Annotated in this window: 17 protein-coding genes; 14 read left to right on the top strand and 3 right to left on the bottom strand. The window is 59.9% G+C overall.

The features are described from left to right. Window positions 1-81: 81 nt before the first annotated feature. Window positions 82-633, top strand: coding sequence for a shikimate kinase AroK (gene aroK, locus ACSQ36_RS17600; protein WP_213767129.1), 552 nt, complete (start codon window positions 82-84; stop codon window positions 631-633). 8 nt (window positions 634-641) lie between these two features. Further along, window positions 642-1,718, top strand: coding sequence for a 3-dehydroquinate synthase (gene aroB / locus ACSQ36_RS17595; protein WP_213767172.1), 1,077 nt, complete (start codon window positions 642-644; stop codon window positions 1,716-1,718). 131 nt (window positions 1,719-1,849) lie between these two features. Here aroB and ACSQ36_RS17590 read toward each other — a convergent pair whose 3' ends face one another. Then, entirely contained in the window at window positions 1,850-2,065 is a 216-nt protein-coding gene (locus ACSQ36_RS17590) for a hypothetical protein (RefSeq protein ID WP_436182849.1), read from the bottom strand. 24 nt (window positions 2,066-2,089) lie between these two features. Between ACSQ36_RS17590 and ACSQ36_RS17585 the strand changes: the two genes are divergently transcribed. The 7 genes from ACSQ36_RS17585 to ugpQ all read left to right on the top strand — a co-directional run bounded on the left by ACSQ36_RS17585 (window position 2,090) and on the right by ugpQ (window position 8,617). Further along, window positions 2,090-3,316, top strand: coding sequence for a deoxyguanosinetriphosphate triphosphohydrolase (locus ACSQ36_RS17585; protein WP_213767130.1), 1,227 nt, complete (start codon window positions 2,090-2,092; stop codon window positions 3,314-3,316). 73 nt (window positions 3,317-3,389) lie between these two features. Continuing rightward, a complete protein-coding gene (ugpB, locus tag ACSQ36_RS17580; protein WP_436182848.1) occupies window positions 3,390-4,712 on the top strand; it encodes a sn-glycerol-3-phosphate ABC transporter substrate-binding protein UgpB in 1,323 nt (440 codons plus the stop codon). Window positions 4,713-4,719: 7 nt separating this feature from the next. Next, a complete protein-coding gene (gene ugpA / locus ACSQ36_RS17575) occupies window positions 4,720-5,604 on the top strand; it encodes a sn-glycerol-3-phosphate ABC transporter permease UgpA (protein WP_213767132.1) in 885 nt (294 codons plus the stop codon). Beyond that, window positions 5,601-6,446: a sn-glycerol-3-phosphate ABC transporter permease UgpE gene (gene ugpE / locus ACSQ36_RS17570; protein ID WP_213767133.1), complete on the top strand. Its 846-nt coding sequence runs from the start codon at window positions 5,601-5,603 to the stop codon at window positions 6,444-6,446. The genes ugpA and ugpE overlap by 4 nt, the downstream gene beginning before the upstream one ends. Window positions 6,447-6,460: 14 nt before the next feature. Continuing rightward, complete coding sequence (locus ACSQ36_RS17565) at window positions 6,461-6,769, top strand: antibiotic biosynthesis monooxygenase family protein (RefSeq protein WP_436182847.1); 309 nt, start codon at window positions 6,461-6,463, stop codon at window positions 6,767-6,769. A 10-nt stretch (window positions 6,770-6,779) separates the two neighbouring features. After that, window positions 6,780-7,862 carry a sn-glycerol-3-phosphate import ATP-binding protein UgpC gene (locus ACSQ36_RS17560; protein WP_436182846.1) on the top strand — a complete coding sequence of 361 codons (1,083 nt, stop codon included), beginning with the start codon at window positions 6,780-6,782 and terminating at the stop codon, window positions 7,860-7,862. Window positions 7,863-7,873: 11 nt separating this feature from the next. Further along, window positions 7,874-8,617 (top strand): glycerophosphodiester phosphodiesterase, encoded by a 744-nt coding sequence (gene ugpQ, locus ACSQ36_RS17555; protein ID WP_436182845.1) that lies wholly within the window; start codon window positions 7,874-7,876, stop codon window positions 8,615-8,617. A 78-nt stretch (window positions 8,618-8,695) separates the two neighbouring features. Here the strand turns inward: ugpQ and ACSQ36_RS17550 are convergent, their stop codons facing one another. Then, window positions 8,696-9,073: a DUF883 family protein gene (locus ACSQ36_RS17550; protein ID WP_213767137.1), complete on the bottom strand. Its 378-nt coding sequence runs from the start codon at window positions 9,071-9,073 to the stop codon at window positions 8,696-8,698. A 343-nt stretch (window positions 9,074-9,416) separates the two neighbouring features. Then, on the bottom strand, window positions 9,417-10,142 hold the full coding sequence (locus ACSQ36_RS17545; protein ID WP_436182844.1) for an OmpW/AlkL family protein: 726 nt from the start codon (window positions 10,140-10,142) through the stop codon (window positions 9,417-9,419). Window positions 10,143-10,409: 267 nt separating this feature from the next. Between ACSQ36_RS17545 and ACSQ36_RS17540 the strand changes: the two genes are divergently transcribed. The 5 genes from ACSQ36_RS17540 (at window position 10,410) to ACSQ36_RS17520 (ending at window position 18,686) form a co-directional block, all read left to right on the top strand. Next, on the top strand, window positions 10,410-11,117 hold the full coding sequence (locus tag ACSQ36_RS17540; protein ID WP_436182843.1) for a transposase: 708 nt from the start codon (window positions 10,410-10,412) through the stop codon (window positions 11,115-11,117). 363 nt (window positions 11,118-11,480) lie between these two features. Beyond that, window positions 11,481-16,184: a glutamate synthase-related protein gene (locus tag ACSQ36_RS17535; protein ID WP_213767140.1), complete on the top strand. Its 4,704-nt coding sequence runs from the start codon at window positions 11,481-11,483 to the stop codon at window positions 16,182-16,184. Window positions 16,185-16,273: 89 nt separating this feature from the next. After that, window positions 16,274-17,740: a glutamate synthase subunit beta gene (locus ACSQ36_RS17530; RefSeq protein WP_436182842.1), complete on the top strand. Its 1,467-nt coding sequence runs from the start codon at window positions 16,274-16,276 to the stop codon at window positions 17,738-17,740. Window positions 17,741-17,907: 167 nt separating this feature from the next. Then, the gene (locus ACSQ36_RS17525; protein ID WP_299705533.1) at window positions 17,908-18,189 is read left to right on the top strand and encodes a DUF1778 domain-containing protein; all 282 of its coding nucleotides are present in this window, start codon (window positions 17,908-17,910) and stop codon (window positions 18,187-18,189) included. Continuing rightward, the gene (locus ACSQ36_RS17520) at window positions 18,186-18,686 is read left to right on the top strand and encodes a GNAT family N-acetyltransferase (RefSeq protein ID WP_436182841.1); all 501 of its coding nucleotides are present in this window, start codon (window positions 18,186-18,188) and stop codon (window positions 18,684-18,686) included. Before ACSQ36_RS17525 ends, ACSQ36_RS17520 begins: the two co-directional genes overlap by 4 nt. Window positions 18,687-18,880: the final 194 nt, after the last annotated feature.

Here is an 18,880-nt window from a genome sequence, read left to right as displayed (position 1 = left end):
GACAAACCGGCCCTTTTGCCCTTAAGCTCCCGCACGAACGGGACCAGAATCGGGACCGGAATCAATGCACAAGGAAGCGAGTTGGAAGCCGGGCAAGCGAACGCAAACGTATTTTTTGTCGGACTCATGGGGGCAGGCAAGACCACCGTGGGGCGGGCGGTCGCGCGCCGGTTACAGCGTTCATTCATCGATTCCGACCACGAAATCGAGGCGCGTACGGGCGCGCGCATCCCGGTAATCTGGGAGGTCGAGGGCGAGGATGGCTTCCGGCAGCGCGAAGCGGATGTGATCGACGAGTTGTCGCGGCGCGAGAATATTGTGCTGGCAACCGGCGGCGGCGCGATTCTCCGGGCGGAGAATCGGGAACATCTGAAGAGTCGCGGGCTGGTGATCTACCTGCGCGCCACGCCGCATGAATTGTGGCAGCGCACGCGGCGCGATAAAAACCGGCCGCTGCTGCAGACCGACGATCCGCGCGGCAAGCTGGAAGCGCTCTACAAGGCGCGTGATCCGCTGTATCAGGAGTGCGCGCATTTCATCGTGGAAACCGGCCGGCCGACCGTGAACAACCTCGTCAACATGGTGTTGATGCAACTGGAGATGGCCGGCATCGCTAAGCCGGCTACGTCATAATGTCCGCCATGATTACCGTCAAAGTCGAACTGGGCGATCGCGCCTACCCCATCCATATTGGCGCCGGGCTGATTGGCCGGACCGACCTGTACGCACCGCATATTGCGGGCTCGTCGGTCGCCATTGTCACCAACACGACCGTCGATCCTCTCTACGGCGACGCGCTCCGCGCTGCCCTCGCGCCGCTCGGCAAGAAAGTCACGACCATCGTTTTGCCCGATGGCGAGGCGCACAAGAATCTCGAGACGCTCAACCAGATTTTCAGCGCGCTGCTGACCGAACGCGCCGACCGCAAGACCACGCTGATTGCGTTGGGCGGCGGGGTGATCGGCGACATGACGGGTTTTGCCGCGGCCAGTTATATGCGCGGCGTGCCTTTTATCCAGGTGCCGACCACGCTGCTCGCGCAGGTCGATTCGTCGGTAGGCGGGAAGACCGGCATCAATCATCCGCTCGGCAAGAACATGATCGGCGCGTTTTATCAGCCGCAAGCGGTCATCGCGGACATAGGGGCGCTGCAGACGCTGCCGGCGCGCGAACTTGCCGCGGGTATCGCGGAAGTGATCAAGACGGGCGCTATTGCGGACAGCGAGTTCTTCGAGTGGATCGAGGCGAACATCGGGGCGTTGAACGCGTGCGATCCGGCCGCCCTTACGCATGCGGTGAAGCGCTCGTGCGAGGTGAAGGCCTCGGTTGTCGCTGCCGACGAACGCGAAGGCGGCTTGCGCGCCATTCTCAATTTCGGCCACACATTCGGTCATGCAATTGAGGCTGGCCTTGGTTACGGCGAATGGCTGCATGGAGAGGCAGTCGGTTGCGGCATGGTGATGGCAGCGGATCTGTCGGTGCGACTTGGCCGGCTCGACGAAACTTCACGTGAGCGGCTCACGCGGTTGATCGCTGCGGCGAAGCTCCCGGTCAAGGCGCCGGCGCTTGGCGCGGATCGGTATATCGACTTGATGAAGGTCGACAAGAAAGCCGAAGCAGGTGAGATCAAATTCATCCTGCTCGAGCGTTTCGGTAATACGAAGATCACGGGTGCACCCGACGAGGCAGTGCGCGCAACGCTTGCGGCCAGCGTCTGAGCGGCTGCGTTCAGCAGTGGGTTGTTGCGACGAAGCTCAGTCGCGAGACGTCCGGGTTCACCAATGCGCTGAATGTCGTTCGTGGCCACGGCGCGAAGAACACCATCGCTCATGGCGACAAGTGAGCCGCACTACTTCCGGATGTTGAGGCCGTTCGCGCTGGCTTCGTTGACGCTGTTTTGAGGCGCGGCCATCGCCATGAAGAAGATGATGGTGAGTCCGAGCAACTGCCAAGCCGCGAGAGATGAAAGTTTCGGCCTTCGCGCTGATTTTCCCTGACGCTGTGCTGAGGCAAAACCGTTGCCGCAGAAAATACGACCAAGCCAAGATCCAAGCAAAAACAACAAGGCAACGATGATTCGGAGCAGCCGGTGAGCGACAAGACATTCCAGTTTTCCAGCATCACGCCGACGTCCTTCGCGCTTGAGGCGCATCTCGCGCCGTATGCCGCGCATTCGGCCGAGTCGCGTGGCCGCCGCTTCGAAGAAAAACCGCCCGTCGCACGTACCGAGTTCCAGCGCGACCGCGATCGCATTGTTCACTCCACGGCGTTCCGTCGCCTCGAATACAAGACGCAGGTTTTCGTGAACCACGAGGGCGACCTGTTTCGCACACGCCTGACGCACAGCCTGGAAGTCGCGCAAATAGCCCGTTCCGTGGCGCGTAACCTGCGCGTGAACGAAGACCTGGTTGAAGCCATTTCGCTGGCGCACGATCTTGGCCATACGCCGTTCGGCCATGCCGGACAAGATGCACTGAATGAATGCATGCGCGACCACGGCGGCTTCGAGCACAACCTCCAGAGCCTTGTGGTGGTCGATGAACTGGAAGAACACTACGGCGCGTTCGACGGCCTGAATCTCTGCTTCGAAACCCGCGAGGGCATTCTTAAACACTGCTCGCATGAAAATGCGCTGAAGCTCGGCGCGTTGGGTGAACGCTTTTTGACTCGCAAGCAGCCGTCGATAGAAGCCCAGATCGCAAACGTAGCCGACGAAATCGCCTACAACAATCATGACGTCGACGACGGGCTTCGCTCCGGCCTGATCACGCTCGATCAACTGGCCGATGTCGCGTTGTGGCAGACGCACTACGAAGCGGCGCGCGGCGAATATCCGGGTATTGAAGGGCGAAGGCTGATTCACGAGACCATCCGCCGGATCATCAATGCGTTGATCGTGGATCTGATCGAGTCGACGAGCGAGAACCTGGCGCGGTTGAATCCGCAATCGGTCGATGACGTGCGCGACGCCCCGGCGCTGGTCACGCACAGCGAGACAGTTGCCGCCCAGGCTACCGAGCTCAAGCGCTTTCTTTACAAGAATCTGTACCGCCATTACCAGGTGATGCGGATGGCTAACAAAGCGGGGCGCGTGGTGAGCGGGCTGTTCAAGGCGTTCAACGACGACCCGCGCCTGCTGCCGCCGGCCTATCAGGCGCGCGGGCCGATCGCGGAAGAGTCCGCCAATGACCCCCGCGGCAGCGAGACTGCTTCGGGCGGCACGCAGGCACGCCTGATCGCGCATTACATCGCGGGCATGACGGATCGTTACGCATTAAAAGAATATGGACGTCTGTTCGTCATCGACGACAATTAGAATCCCGCGTTCCAGGCGCATTCGCGTTTGTTCCAACCAAAAAACTCCACCGGGGTTCAAGGAGAGGTTACTCATGAGTAGTCGCAAGTTGCTGGTCGGCGCCTTTTCCATCGCCGCCATATTCGCCTTTGGCGCCAGTCAGGCACAGGCCGCCACTGAAATCCAGTTCTGGCACGCCATGGAATCTGCGCTCGGCGAGCGCGTGAACGACATCGCAAACGACTTCAACGCGTCGCAGAGCGATTACAAGATCGTGCCGGTCTTCAAGGGCAGCTACGACCAGACGCTGGCTGCGGGTATTGCGGCGTATCGCAGCGGCAACGCGCCGGCCATCCTGCAAGTGTATGAAGTCGGTACCGCTACGATGATTCAGGCCAAGAAAGCGGTCATTCCCGTTTCCGATGTCTTCAAGCAAGCCGGCGTTCCGCTCGACGAAAAGGCATTCGTTCCGACCATTGCAAGCTATTACAGCGACTCGAAGACCGGCCACCTGATCTCGATGCCGTTCAACAGTTCGACGCCCGTCCTCTATTACAACAAGGACATGTTCAAGAAAGCCGGTATCGATCCGACCCATCCGCCGAAAACCTGGGACGAACTCGAAGCCGATGCGAAAAAGCTGAAGGCGGCCGGCATGTGCGGTTATTCGTCGGGCTGGCAGAGCTGGATTCAGTTGGAGAACTACAGCGCGTGGCACGGCCTGCCGTTCGCATCGGAGAATAATGGCTTCGACGGCACCAACGCCGTGCTCGAATTCAACAAACCGCTGCAGATCGCGCACATCCAGCGCCTGCAGAACATGGCGAAGGACGGCACGTTCACGTATGTTGGCCGGAAGGACGAAGCGGTATCGAAGTTCTATAGCGGCGATTGCGGCATCGTGACCAACTCGTCGGGCTCGTTGGCCAACATCAAGAAATACGCGAAGTTCAATTTCGGCACGGGCATGATGCCGTACGACCAGAGCGTGAAGGGCGCACCGCAGAACGCGATTATCGGCGGCGCGAGTCTTTGGGTGCTGGCTGGCAAGGATCCGGCAACGTACAAGGGCGTCGCCAAGTTCCTGGCTTATCTGACCTCGCCGGCAGTGGCAGCTAAATGGCATCAGGACACGGGTTATCTGCCGGTCACGACCGCCGCGTACGAACTGACGCAAAAGCAGGGCTTCTACGACAAAAACCCCGGCGCCGATACCGCGATCAAACAGATGCTGAACAAGCCGCCTCTGCCGTTCACGAAGGGCTTGCGTCTGGGCAACATGCCGCAGATCCGCACGATTGTTGACGAAGAACTCGAGCAGGTCTGGGCGGAGAAGAAAACGCCGAAGGACGCGCTTGATTCGGCGGTGTCGCGCGGCGACGACCTGCTGCGCCGCTTCGAAAAGGCTGGAAACTAAACTCGCCATGGAAAAACGATCGCGGTTCAATACGAGCCTGCTGCCTTATCTGCTGGTCGCGCCGCAACTCGCCATCACCGCGCTCTTTTTCCTGTGGCCGGCCGGCGAGGCGCTCTGGCAGGCCACGCAGACCCAGGACGCGTTCGGTACATCGAGCGAGTTTGTCGGGCTGGCCAATTTCAAGCAGATCTTCACCGATCCGCTTTACCTCGCGTCGTTCAATACGACCATCATCTTCTGCACGCTCGTCACCGTGTCGGGTCTGGTGATCTCGCTGCTGCTGGCCGCGTGCGCCGATCGGGTGACAAGAGGCCGGAAGCTGTATCAGACGCTATTGATCTGGCCATACGCGGTCGCGCCGGCGATTGCCGCCGTGCTGTGGTCGTTCCTGTTTAATCCGAGCATAGGCCTGGTGACGTATGCGCTCGCGAAATACGGCATTGTCTGGAACCACGCGCTTAACGGTTCACAGGCCATGTTCCTGGTCGTGCTGGCGTCAGTGTGGAAGCAGGTCAGCTATAACTTCCTGTTCTTCTACGCCGGTCTGCAGGCTATCCCGCGTTCGCTGATCGAAGCGGCGGCCATTGACGGCGCCGGGCCCGTGCGGCGGTTCTTCGGAATCGCGCTGCCGTTGCTCTCGCCAACCAGTTTCTTCCTGCTGACCGTGAACGTGGTCTACGCCTTCTTCGATACCTTCCCGGTCATCGATGCAGCGACCGGCGGCGGTCCGGCGCAGTCCACAAAAACGCTCATCTACAAGATTTTCACCGAGGGTTTCCAGGGGCTCGATATCGGCAGTTCCGGCGCACAGTCGGTCGTGCTGATGGTGATCGTGGTGGCGCTGACTGTCGTGCAATTCCGCTTTATTGAACGTCGGGTGCAGTACTCATGATCGAGAACCGTCGCGGTTTTGACCTGTTTTGCCACGCGGTGCTGATCGTGGGCGTGGTGCTGGTCGTGTTTCCGGTGTACATCGCTTTCTGCGCGGCCACCATGAGCGAAGCGGAAGTTTTCAGCGTGCCGCTTTCGCTGGTTCCGAGCACGCATTTGTTCGAGAACATAGCGAATATCTGGACGCACGGCAGCGGCAACGCGGCGGCGCCGTTCGGCCACATGCTGCTGAACAGCCTGGTCATGGCGCTGGTGATTTCGATCGGCAAGATCGCTATCTCCATGTTGTCGGCCTACGCCATTGTGTTCTTCCGTTTCCCGTTTAAAAACCTGGCCTTCTGGCTAATCTTCATCACGCTGATGCTGCCGGTGGAAGTACGGATTTTCCCGACGGTCCAGGTCGTTTCATCCATGCACCTCAGCAACACGTACGCCGGCCTGACGTTGCCACTGATTGCATCGGCGACGGCGACGTTCCTGTTCCGCCAGTTCTTCATGACGCTGCCCGATGAGCTGATGGAGGCGGCGCGCATCGACGGCGCCGGGGCATTGCGGTTCTTGTGGGACGTGGTGCTGCCGCTGTCGAAGACGAACATTGCCGCGCTGTTCGTGATCACGTTCATCTATGGCTGGAACCAGTATTTGTGGCCGATCCTGATCACCAGCGACCAGTCGCTGCAGACCGCGGTGGTCGGCATCAAGAGCATGATCGCTTCAGGAGACACCGCCACGGAGTGGCATCTGGTCATGACCGCCACGCTGTTGGCCATGTTGCCGCCGCTCGCGGTTGTACTGACGATGCAGCGCTGGTTCGTGCGCGGTCTCGTCGATTCCGAAAAATAACGGAGGTTCGTTCAATGATCCTTGAAGTTGCTCAATTGCCGGTGAAGGCGGGCGAAGAGGCCGCGTTCGAAGCGGCGTTCGCTGAAGCCGAAAAGATTATCTCGGCGCAACCGGGCTATCTCTCGCACGAACTGGTGCGTGGCGCCGACGCGGACAACGGCTCGCATTACGTGTTGCTCGTGCGCTGGGAAACGGTCGCGGCGCATCAGGAAGGTTTCCGCAATTCCGCCGGCTACCAGACGTGGCGCGAGTTGCTGCATAAATTCTATGAACCGGGTGTCGCGGTCGCGCATTTTGCGACGGTCGCGGGCGCCCTTAAATGAAGGCGGGTCGATGGCTGCACTGAGCCTTCAAGGCGTCAAGAAAACCTACGACAGCAAGCAGTTCGTCCTGCACGGCATCGACGTGGAAGTGACGGACGGCGAATTCGTCGTGATGGTCGGGCCATCCGGCTGCGGGAAATCGACTTTGCTGCGGATGGTCGCGGGGCTGGAAAGCGTGTCCGAAGGGACGATTTCCATCGGCGAGAAAGTGGTGAATAGGCTGGAGCCGAAGGACCGGGACATCGCGATGGTGTTCCAGAACTACGCGCTTTATCCGCACATGAGCGTCGCGCAGAACATGGCGTACGCGCTGAAGATCGGCGGCGTCGGCAAATCTGAAATCGACCGGCGCGTGCAGAATGCCGCGAAGATACTGGAACTCGAACCGTTGCTCGCCCGCAAGCCGCGCGAGCTGTCCGGCGGGCAGCGGCAACGTGTGGCAATGGGGCGCGCGATCGTGCGCGAACCGGCCGTGTTCCTGTTCGATGAACCGCTCTCCAACCTCGACGCCAAGCTGCGCGTGCAAATGCGGCTGGAGATCCAGCGGCTGCACGCGCGTCTTGCGACCACGAGCCTGTACGTCACGCACGACCAGATCGAAGCGATGACACTCGCGCAGCGCGTGATCGTGATGAATCGCGGCCGGGCCGAGCAGATCGGGCCGCCGACCGAAGTCTACGAGCGGCCGGCGACGGTGTTCGTGGCAAGCTTTATCGGCTCGCCGGCCATGAATCTGCTGGAAGGCCGAGTGTCGGATGACGGTTTGGGCTTCGATGTCGCGGGTAACGGGCCACGCCTGCCGCTCGCGGGCATGCAGTCGTTGCAACAGGATCTGAAGGGCCGCGAGTGGGTGCTGGGCATTCGGCCGGAACACATGCTGCCAGAGCAACAGAGCGCGCATGTCACGTTGACGGTCGATTCCTGCGAACTCCTCGGTGCCGATAACCTCGCGCATGGCCGTTGGGGCAAACACGACGTCGCGGTGCGTTTGCCGCACGAACATCGTCCGGCGCGCGGCGAGGCGCTGGAAGTGGCGCTGCCGGCTCATCGTCTGCACATCTTCGATCCGGCGACGGGCTTGCGCGTCAATTAATAGGAAAAGCGATGAAAATCTGGCCTTATCCGCGCATCGTTGCGCATCGTGGCGGCGGGAAAGTCGCGCCGGAAAACACGCTCGACGGTATTGATACCGGTGCGCGTCTCGGTCTGAAAATGATCGAATTCGATGCGAAGTTATCGGCGGATAACGTCGTGTTTTTGCTACACGACGATCTCGTCGATCGCACGTCGAACGGGCGCGGCGCGGCGAAAAATCTTCGCTACGAAGAACTCGAGCAACTCGATGCCGGAAGCTGGTTCGATCCGAGTTTCGCCGGTGCGCGCATGCCAACGCTCGCTCAGGTCGCGGAACGGTGTTTTTCGCACGGGTTAGCCGCGAATATCGAAATCAAGCCGTGCGAAGGGCGCGATGTTGAAACGGGCGTTTTAGTGGCGCAGGAAGCTGCGCGGCTGTGGTCAGGAGCAGAACCGGCGCCGTTGTTGTCGTCGTTTTCCTACGCTGCGCTCGAGGCCGCCGCGGGAGCTGCGCCCGATCTGCCGCGCGGCATGCTCTATGAAGCCATTCCCAGCGACTGGCGGGCCCAAACCGCGGCGTTGTCGTGCGTGTCGCTGCATGCGGATCACACGACGCTGGACGAGCGTCTGGTCGCCGAGATCAAGGATTCCGGCTTGCGGATACTGGCCTATACCGTCAACGACCCGGAGCGGGCGCGCGAGCTCGCAGCATGGGGCGTGGACGCGATCTGCACGGACCGGATCGATGTGATCGGCGCGGATTTTCTGGACTGAGCGGAAACGCGTGAACGAGTAAAAACGCGCGCGGAAGCAATTCCAGCGCGCGTTTTTTCATCGATACAAGCAAAAGGCTTATCGGGCGCGAGCCAGCAACACGCCTGCCACCAGCGCCAGGCCGCCCACCAGGGCAATGGTTTGCCATGGTTTGTCGTGAATATAGGTGTCCGCATCGGCCAGGGCCGTATTCGCGCGAGCGCGTACCGCGTCGTGCGTATTATTCAAACGCTCGCGTGCCGAATCCACGCTCTTGCTCAATTGAGCCCGCAGCGCGGCGACGTCGGCCGACGTCCCTTCTGACAGTGTTTCTTCAATCTCCGAAATCAGCGTGCGTAATTCGCCGCCAATGTCCTGCGCCGCGTCGCGGCTGTGACGCGAAATGCGGCGCGCACGGCGGCTGGTGGAGTTCCATGAATCTCCGATGGCATCTCGCGTATTGGGGAATGCGTTCATAGGATCGCTCCGTCGATGGATGAATCGTGGGATGGGCCGCGAAAGTGCGGAAAAACAAAAGGTGAGCAAGTTGGATGCCGATTCGGCCGCCGCGTTCAACATTGCACGCTCGAGCCTTGCCACACAAGGCATCTCGCGAAAACCAGAAAATCAGGAAAAGTAGAAACTGCCCGGCCAGGCTCGGAAAAGTGCGTGCTGCGCGTCATATTTACAAGCGCTGAAACACAAACGCCGTTACGAGGATTCCCCGCAACGGCGTTTGTGTTTGTTCTTGGCTTGCTTTGACGGAACAGCGTAAAAACAGAAGGGGTGTCGGCGTTTAGAACCGAGTTTAGAACCGAGTTTAGAACCGATACCCGACGTTCAGGTACGTCACGATCGGGTTCAGCTTCAGCTTTGCCTCCGACTTCACGGTGAGCTGGCCAACCGGCGTCTGCGCCTGGGTTGTCAGCTTCGCCGTGGCATGGAGCGGCACGAACGAGAGGGAGAAACCGGCGAACCAGTGATCGTTGAACGCGTATGTAAGGCCTGCATTAAACACGGGAGCCCACGAACTATCCGTCGATACGTCGGTCGGACCATGCAGTACGTTGGCTTCGAAAGCGGTGTTCGTGATCTTTGCGTCCGAGAACCACACGCGCGTCACGCCAATACCCACATACGGGCGAATCTTCGATTGCGGTTGCATGAAGTAGTACTTCAGCAGCAGCGTCGGGCTCCACTGCTTGGCCGTGCCGAGCGTGCCGTATTGCGAATACGACTTTTCGCCTTTCAGGTCGAACGAGGGCGGAATGCCGATAACGAATTCGCCGGCAATATGGTCGGTGACAAAGTAGCCGGCGGTGAAGCCTGCGGTGTCGGCGTTAGAGAGGCTCGCGCCGGTGTTGGGTACTTCAATGCCGACTGACGATCCACCCACGCTCGTTTCCTTGAGCGGTCCGCTACTGGAAATAGGAGCGAAATGGAACCAGCCTGTAGTGACGTAGAAAGTGTTTGCTGACTGGGCATGTGCTGCGCCAGACACGCACGCGAATGCGGCGATCCCCGTAACAACCCGTTTTATTTTCATTGAGTGCTCCTCCGAAAAAGCACGCTAATTATGAACAGAACATTTGAAACAAACCATGCTTCGCCTCAGAGCGTTTTCCCTAAGAAGAATGCTGGCTCCGATTGGGTTAGCGAGCTGCCGGGCTCCTGATTTTCCCGGCTGATGCATGGGTTGCTGCCTATCTCGCACGACTTGAACGAAAAATTTCAAGGTGGCCCAGAATGTGGCTTTGACGGACCGCCGGAATACCCCGAACCCGACCAACGCTCGACCAACGGAAAATCCAGCATGGCACGGCTTGCACGACTCTACGTTCCCGAACAGCCGCAGCACGTCATCTTGCGCGGTCTCGATCAGCAGCCCGCTTTCGTCGAAGCTCCGGACTATGAGCTTTTCATCGAATGCCTGCGCACCGCCTCCCGCGACCACCATCTCGCCATCCACGCTTATGCGCTGATGCCAGGCGCGGTGCATCTGCTCGTCACTCCCCGCGACGAAGCCAGTCTCCCGAAAGCCATGCAGGCGGTCGGCCGGCGCTACGTCGCGCATTTCAATCGCCGTTATGCCCGCCGCGGCACCTTGTGGGAAGGCCGCTACCGGGCAACGGTGATTGAAGGTGAAACCTACTTCCTGCTCGCGAGCCGGGTAGTCGAGATGGCGCCGGTGCATGCCGGCCTCGCGGCCCTCCCGCAAGACTACAAATGGTCCAGCTACCGCCATCACATCGGCTTGACGCTCGACAGCCTCATCACCGACCACCCGCTGTACTGGAAGCTCGGCAATACGCCGTTCGAACGCCAGCGCGCTTATACAGAGCTGTGCGAGCAGCCGCTCGATGAACGCGAAGCCAACCGGCTGCTTCAGGCGACGCTCAAGGGCTGGGTGCTCGGCAGCGACTCCTACAGGGAGTGGGCAGGACGCGCCGCCAACCGGCGCGTCTCACCGTTGCCTCGCGGCCGCCCCCGCAAGATTCGCGAGACTCCTCAGACGCGTTAACGGTGTTTTTGCGCCGGAACTGAAGAATGACTGAACGGCATGACGACAAAAATCGGGATGCCGTTTATTTTTTGCCTTACTTGATGTGGACCTAATTAAATGGGGCAATCATGCACCAACTCGATAATAGGCGCCAGATCAACGAGTTTTGGTTGCCAAGTTTTTGATTCATCGCGTATATTTCGTTTTCCGGCAGTTCAGGACGCATCGCGTCTGTTTGCACGACCGGCTTCGCGTTTTTCGCCCAGGTTCAGGGTCTTGGCCTGCCGGAGGCGCGAGCAACGCACGTAAGCAATGCACGTAAGCCCAAAGCAAGAACATGTTCAACGGCCGCCCGCGGCCCCCCACAGAACACGGTGACCCATGAACGATCAACTGCCGCCGACTCTCGGTTCCGCTCCCGCCGCGCAGGGCATGTACGACCCCGAAAACGAACACGACTCCTGTGGCGTCGGCTTCGTTGCGCACATCAAGGGCAAGAAGCGCCACGAAATCATCCAGCAGGGTCTGAAGATCCTCGAAAACCTCGACCATCGCGGCGCTGTCGGCGCCGACAAGCTGATGGGCGACGGCGCGGGCATCCTGATCCAGATCCCGGACGGGTTTTATCGTGAGGAAATGGCGAAGCAGGGCGTGACGCTGCCGCCGGAAGGCGAGTACGGCGTCGGCATGATCTTCTTGCCGAAGGAAAACGCATCGCGTCTCGCGTGCGAGCAGGAGCTGGAGCGCACGGTGAAGGCCGAAGGTCAGATCGTGCTGGGCTGGCGCGATGTGCCGGTGGACGCCACCATGCCCATTTCGCCCACCGTGAAGGCCAGCGAGCCGCTGATCCGGCAGATTTTTATCGGCCGGGGCAAGGACATTGTCGTGACCGATGCGCTCGAGCGGAAGCTGTACGTGATCCGCAAGACCGCTAGTCACCGGATCCAGGCGCTCAAGCTCAAGCACGGCAAGGAATACTTCGTGCCGTCCATGTCGGCGCGTACGGTCGTCTATAAGGGCCTGCTGCTGGCCGGTCAGGTTGGCGTGTATTACCGCGACCTGCAGGACGAACGTACCGTGTCGGCACTCGCGCTCGTGCACCAGCGCTTCTCCACCAACACGTTCCCTGCGTGGGAACTCGCGCACCCGTACCGGATGATTGCGCACAACGGTGAAATCAACACCGTGAAGGGCAACGTCAACTGGCTGAACGCGCGTACCGGCGCGATCGCCAGCTACGTGCTGGGCGACGACCTGCCGAAGCTCTGGCCGCTGATCTACCCGGGCCAGTCGGACACGGCATCGTTCGATAACTGCCTTGAACTCTTGGTCATGGCGGGTTATCCGCTCGTCCACGCAATGATGATGATGATTCCCGAAGCCTGGGAACAGCACACGCTGATGGACGACAACCGCCGCGCTTTCTACGAATATCACGCTGCCATGATGGAGCCGTGGGACGGCCCCGCCGCAATCGCGTTCACGGACGGCCGCCAGATTGGCGCCACGCTTGACCGTAACGGCCTGCGTCCGGCGCGCTATGTCATCACCGACGACGACCTCGTGATCCTCGCATCGGAATCGGGCGTGTTGCCGGTGCCGGAATCGAAGATCGTGAAGAAGTGGCGTCTGCAGCCGGGCAAGATGTTCCTGATCGACATGGAGCAAGGCCGGATCATCGACGACAAGGAACTCAAGGACAACCTCGCGAACGGCAAGCCGTACAAGAGCTGGATCGACGCCGTGCGCATCAAGCTCGATGAAATCGAGCCGAAGGCCGAGGAAGTTGACACGCAGCGCCGTGAAGCGGCCGCTTTGCTGGATCGTCAGCAGGCGTTCGGCTACACGCAGGAAGACGTCAAGTTCCTGATGGCGCCCATGGCGCAGTTGGGCGAAGAAGCCGTTGGCTCCATGGGCAACGACTCGCCGCTGGCCGTCATGTCGAACAAGAACAAGACGCTGTATCACTACTTCAAGCAACTCTTCGCGCAAGTCACGAACCCGCCGATCGACCCGATCCGCGAGAACATGGTGATGTCGCTGGTGTCGTTCGTCGGCCCGAAGCCGAACCTGCTCGACACGACCAACATCAACCCGACGATGCGTCTCGAAGTCTCGCAGCCCGTGCTCGACTTCAAGGACATCGCGAAGATTCGCGCCATCGATAAATACACCGGCGGCAAGTTCAGCTCGTATGAACTGAGCATCTGCTATCCGGTGGTGTGGGGCAACGAAGGCGTGGAAGCGCGCCTGGCTTCGCTGTGCGCGGAAGCGGTGGATGCGGTCAAGTCCGGCTACAACATGCTGATCGTCTCCGATCGCAAGATGGACCGAGACAACCTGGCTATTCCGGCGTTGCTCGCTACGTCTGCCATCCATACGCATCTCGTGCAGCACGGTCTGCGCACGAGCACGGGTCTGGTCGTGGAAACGGGCTCGGCGCGCGAGACGCATCACTTCGCGCTGCTCGCCGCGTACGGCGCGGAAGCCGTGCATCCGTACCTCGCGCTGGAAACGCTCGCACAAATGGCCGAAGGTCTGAAGGGCGATCTTTCCGCCGATAAAGCCATCTACAACTATACGAAGGCCGTGGGCAAGGGCTTGTACAAGGTCATGTCGAAGATGGGCATTTCCACGTACATGTCGTACACCGGCGCGCAGATTTTCGAAGCGGTCGGGCTCTCGAGCGAACTCGTGGAGAAGTACTTCAAGGGCACGGCGTCGAAGGTCGGCGGAATCGGCATTTTCGAAGTGGCTGAGGAAGCGATTCGTCTGCATCGTGAGGCGTTTGGCGAGAACCCCGTGCTCGCGACCATGCTGGATGCGGGCGGTGAATACGCGTATCGCGTGCGTGGTGAAGAGCACATGTGGACGCCTGACGCTATCGCCAAGCTGCAGCATTCCACGCGCAGCAACTCGTACCAGACGTACAAGGAATACGCGCACCTGATCAACGACCAGACCAAGCGTCACATGACGTTCCGTGGTTTGTTCGAGTTCAAGGTCGATCCGGCGAAGGCGATTCCTTTGGACGAAGTGGAACCGGCGAAGGAAATCGTAAAGCGTTTTGCGACCGGCGCAATGTCGCTGGGTTCGATCAGCACCGAAGCGCACGCCACGCTGGCTGTGGCCATGAACCGTATCGGCGGGAAGTCGAACACGGGTGAAGGCGGTGAAGACGCGAACCGGTATCGCAACGAACTGCGTGGCATTCCGATCAAGAACGGCGACACCATGCGCTCGGTTATCGGCGATGAAGTCGTCACCGATATCCCGTTGAAAGACGGCGATTCGCTGCGCTCGAAGATCAAGCAAGTGGCGTCCGGACGCTTCGGCGTGACGGCGGAGTACCTGTCGTCGGCGGATCAGATCCAGATCAAGATGGCGCAGGGCGCGAAGCCGGGCGAAGGTGGTCAGCTGCCGGGTCATAAGGTCAGCGATTACATCGGCAAGTTGCGGTACTCGGTGCCGGGCGTGGGCCTGATTTCGCCGCCGCCGCACCACGATATTTATTCGATCGAAGACCTGGCGCAGCTTATTCACGACCTGAAGAACGTGAACTCGTCGTCGAGCGTCTCGGTGAAGCTGGTCTCGGAAGTGGGTGTGGGAACCGTTGCCGCGGGCGTTGCGAAAGCGAAGGCCGATCACGTCGTGATCGCCGGCCACGATGGCGGCACGGGCGCCTCGCCGTTGTCATCGCTCAAGCATGCCGGTACGCCGTGGGAACTCGGTCTGGCCGAAACGCAGCAAACGCTGGTGCTTAACCGCCTTCGCGGCCGTATCCGCGTGCAGGCCGATGGCCAGATGAAGACCGGCCGCGACGTGGTGATCGGTGCGCTGCTCGGCGCCGATGAGTTCGGTTTCGCGACCGCGCCGCTCGTCGTGCAGGGCTGCATCATGATGCGCAAGTGTCACCTGAACACGTGCCCGGTCGGCGTCGCGACGCAAGATCCCGTGCTGCGCGCCAAGTTCACGGGACAGCCGGAACATGTGGTGAACTTCTTCTTCTTTATCGCGGAAGAAGTGCGCGAAATCATGGCGCAACTGGGTATCCGCAAGTTCGATGACCTCATCGGCCACGCCGAATTGCTCGATACGAAGAAGGGCGTCGAGCACTGGAAGGCTAAGGGCCTGGATTTCTCGAAAGTGTTTTATCAAGTGCCGAACGACGGCAGCATCGCGACGAAGCACGTCGAGACGCAGGATCACGGGCTTGAGAAGGCGCTCGATCATGTGCTGATCGAGAAGTCGAAGGCGGCTATCGAGAAAGGCGAGCACGTCTCGTTCATCCAGCCGGTGCGCAACGTGAACCGCACGGTGGGCGCGATGTTGTCCGGTTTGATCGCACGAAAGTACGGTCACGACGGCCTGCCCGACGACTCGATTCATATCCAGTTGAAGGGCACGGCGGGGCAGAGTTTCGGCGCGTTCCTGGCGAAGGGCATCACGCTGGATCTCGTCGGAGATGGCAACGACTACGTTGGCAAGGGTCTATCGGGCGGACGCATCATCATTCGCCCGACTAACGACTTCCGGGGCAAGTCGGAGGAAAACATCATCTGCGGCAACACGGTGTTGTACGGCGCGATTGAAGGCGATGCGTATTTCCGGGGTGTCGCGGGCGAGCGTTTCGCCGTGCGTAACTCGGGCGCGACCGCAGTTGTGGAAGGCACGGGCGACCACGGTTGCGAATACATGACTGGCGGCACGGTGGTCGTGCTCGGTGAAACCGGGCGCAACTTCGCGGCGGGCATGTCGGGCGGCGTGGCGTTCGTCTTCGATGCCGACGGCACGTTCAGCGGCAAGTGCAACAAGGCGATGGTCGCGCTCGATCCTGTCTTGCAGCAGGCAGAACAGGAACGTACGGTGGACCGGGCTTTGTGGCACACCGGCAAGACCGACGAAGCGTTGCTCAAGGACCTGATCGAGCGGCACTTCCAGTCCACCGGTTCGACGCGTGCGAAAGCGCTGCTCGAGAACTGGGATGCGTCGCGCCGTCAATTCGTGAAGGTGTTCCCGACGGAATACAAGCGAGCGCTCGGCGAGATGGGCGCAAAAAAAGCAAAAGACGCGATCGCGGCCTGAGCTTCCTTCCGTTTCCGATGACTAGTACGGCCCTTCGGCGTTAGACGCCGAAGGGTGGATCAACCCCCAATACAGAGAAAGAGAACCACATGGGCAAGGCAACCGGTTTTCTCGAGTTCGAGCGCCAGCATGAGACGTACGAAGCGCCGCTCGCTCGCGTCAAGCATTACAAGGAATTTGTTCACGCGCTGTCGGACGAGAACGCGAAGATCCAGGGCGCGCGCTGCATGGATTGCGGCATTCCGTTCTGCAACAACGGCTGTCCGGTGAACAACATCATTCCCGACTTCAACGACCTGGTGTTCCAGCAGAACTGGAAGACGGCCATTGAAGTATTGCACTCCACGAACAACTTCCCGGAGTTCACCGGGCGCATTTGTCCGGCACCGTGTGAGACGGCTTGCACGCTCGGTATCAACGATGATCCGGTCGGCATCAAGTCGATCGAACACGCGATCATCGATAAAGCCTGGGCCGAAGGCTGGGTCGCACCCTTGCCGTCCAAGCACAAGACCGGCAAGAAGGTTGCGGTGGTCGGATCAGGTCCCGCCGGATTGGCCGCTGCGCAGCAACTGGCGCGTGCGGGGCATGACGTGACGGTGTTCGAGAAGAACGATCGGATTGGTGGATTGCTGCGATATGGCATCCCCGATTTCAAGCTCGAAAAGTGGCTGATCGATCGCCGCATGCGGCAGATGGAAGCCGAAGGCGTGGCGTTCCGGACCAATGTTTTTATCGGCAAGGATCCGCTGCCGGGGCATATCGCGAATTCATCGCGTGAAACCATTTCGCCCGATGAGTTGCGTGAGCAATTCGATGCTGTTGTCATTGCAGGCGGCTCGGAAACGCCGCGTGATTTGCCGGTGCCTGGGCGTGAAATGCAGGGCATCCATTACGCGATGGAATTCCTGCCGCTGCAGAACAGGGTCAATGCTGGAGACACGGTCGTCGATCAGTTGATTGCCAAGGGCAAGCACGTTGTGGTGATCGGCGGCGGCGATACGGGTTCGGATTGCGTTGGGACATCGAATCGGCATGGCGCGAAAAGCGTGACGCAGTTCGAGTTGCTTTCGCAACCGCCTGAAGTCGAGAACAAGCCGCTGGTGTGGCCGTACTGGCCGATCAAGTTGCGCACGTCGTCGTCGCATGAGGAAGGTTGCGAGCGTGATTGGTCGGTGGCGACCAAGCGCTTCGAAGGCAAGAACGGCAAGGTTGAAAAGCTGATCGCGGTGCGCGTGGAATGGAAGGACGGGAAGATGCAGGAAGTGGCGGAATCGGAGTTCGAAATGAAAGCCGATCTGGTCCTGCTTGCGATGGGATTCACGCAGCCCACATCGCCGGTTCTTGAAGCGTTCGGCGTGGATAAGGACGCGCGTGGCAATGTGAAGGCTTCGACCGAAGGGGAGAAGGCATACTTTACGTCGGTGCCGAAGGTGTTCACCGCCGGCGATATGCGGCGCGGTCAGTCGCTGGTTGTGTGGGCGATTCGTGAAGGACGGCAGTGCGCGCGCTCGGTCGATGCGTTTTTGATGGGGTCTAGCGAGTTGCCGCGATAAGATTTTTCTCGTGGGATGTTCGTTGAAAAGCCGGGCTCGGGGTTTGAGCCCGGTTTTTTGTCGATGGATCTCGAAGAATGTCAGAAAGAGACAAGAGCGGTCCGAAGGTACACCGTTGATGTGTACGGCAAATTGCCGTATGATAAGTGATCCAGGAGGTTCTCATCATGCCCACAGCCATTTCTACTGCTCGTCTCGAAGCCCGGATCAGCACTGATTTGCACGCAATGCTCAAGCGTGCAGCGGAGTTGCAGGGGCGCACAATGACCGACTTTGTCGTATCGGCCGTGCAGGATGCCGCTCAGCGCGCCATCGAACAGGCGGACGTCATGCGTCTGTCGCTCGCCGATCAGGAGTGTTTCGCTCAGGCTCTTTTGTCACCGCCGGAACCCGCTCCGGCGCTCAAGCGAGCATTCGCTCGGCGTCAGAAACTTTTGCGAACTGAATGAGTTCCGCGCCCTACAGCGTTATGGCGCTTGACGCAGTTCACGAGCGCGCGTCCTTCAGTAGCGATTCGGAGCCGCTGAATCGCTACTTTCAACAGCAGGTTACTCAGGATATCCGTCGTCGGGTTGCTGCCTGTTTCGTGGCGGTTACTGATGAGCAACGAGTCGCGGGCTACTACACCCTCGCGGCAACAAGTCTGCTTCTAGCTGAATTGCCGGCTAGTGTCGGGAAAAAACCGCCGCGCTATCCTAGTGTGCCCGCTGTGAGAGTGGGGCGCTTGGCTGTCGACCAGGCATTTCAGAAACAAGGCCTGGGCGGTGCCTTGCTGGCGGATGCGTTCACGCGGTCTGTTCGATCAGAGATCGCAGCGTTCGCGCTGGTTGTTGACGCTAAGCATGAATTGGCCGCAAGGTTTTACCTGCATCATGGATTCGTGGCTCTACCCAGCAATCCGCTGAGCTTGTTTTTGCCGCTGGCGACCGTGCGCCGAGCAATGTAACGATGGCGGCGGAGCGATAGTCTCCGCTCTTTCTCGGTCCCCTCGTCCCTACTATAGTCCGTCCCGATCTCGCATTCCGAACACTGCAGTTCGCATGGTATTGCCTTTGAGGGCAACATTCGCTTCCGTCCGGAGATGTCATAAATTGTAGCGGGTAACTGCATCTAAGAATTTTCGTATTTATTCGATAGCCG

It is taken from the genome of Caballeronia sp. LjRoot34 (assembly GCF_964253815.1).
GTDB lineage: Bacteria > Pseudomonadota > Gammaproteobacteria > Burkholderiales > Burkholderiaceae > Caballeronia.
This window is presented reverse-complemented; position numbering and strand designations above follow the sequence as displayed.